The sequence below is a fragment of the Nostoc sp. 2RC genome, assembly GCF_014222165.1.
Classification (GTDB): Bacteria; Cyanobacteriota; Cyanobacteriia; order Cyanobacteriales; family Nostocaceae; genus Nostoc; species Nostoc linckia.
Map to the genome: position 1 here is coordinate 1 of NZ_JACKZU010000768.1, position 778 is coordinate 778.

A 778-nucleotide genomic window follows, 5' to 3' on the forward strand; every position below is an offset into this window, starting at 1 on the left:
AATTATTAGATGTAATATTTGATTTTTTTTAGGACTTACGCACGAGTCACGGAAGAACGTAGACGCGGAGCGGCTTGCCGTAGGCTACCACAGAGGCACAGAGTTCACGGAAAAATGAGAGTTTGACAGATATTTTGCGTAAGTCCTGTTTTTATATGTAAACAATCAAATAAGTTCCTTAATTTTAAATTTAAGGAACTTGAATTGATTGAATAGAATTGAATTTAAAGATGTACGCGAAATCTAGCTACGCCTATTGATATTTCTGCATTGGAGCCAACAAGATTTGCAGATAAATGGTACACAGGGCCATTACCGAGAAATGGTTGTTTGATATTCTTGATATCAATCTTTAGCTTAGTATTAGGGGCAACTGGTTCAGGGAAAGCTAGTAGTATAGTCTTGCCATTCAGAGAAAGATTAGTGTTAATTTTCTGACCATTCTCTTTGTTTACAATAATATCATTAGTATTATTGCTCCACTTCACAGTACTTGGAACTTGAATTTTTAACTGCGAAACACTCTTGCTATTTTTGGGAACGTGTACTTGTAAAGTATGTCTAACATGCGACCAATGAGTCTGAGGGAATTGATAGTTACCTTCAATATGAGGAAAACTATCATTTTCTTCAATGGCATTTGCATAGTTGTTAGGAATTAAAAATGCAGTAGTTAAAGTATATATAGCAACGAAAACGAATAATTTTTTCATATTTCCTCCTTATTTAATCAGTAATATCTGCAAATATTTATAGTTTGACAGGACTGAATGAAATT

General features: G+C 33.7%; 1 protein-coding gene. It reads right to left on the reverse strand.

Features of this window, described 5'->3' with window-relative positions:
• Positions 1 to 224: 224 nt before the first annotated feature.
• Positions 225 to 713, reverse strand: coding sequence for a DUF2808 domain-containing protein (locus tag GNE10_RS34910; protein ID WP_185570559.1), 489 nt, complete (start codon positions 711 to 713; stop codon positions 225 to 227).
• Positions 714 to 778 lie beyond the last annotated feature (65 nt).

Bases quoted from the DNA above. Each gene is read 5' to 3' on its own strand.
- GNE10_RS34910 (WP_185570559.1), bottom strand. From the start codon at position 713: ATGAAAAAATTATTCGTTTTCGTTGCTATATATACTTTAACTACTGCA.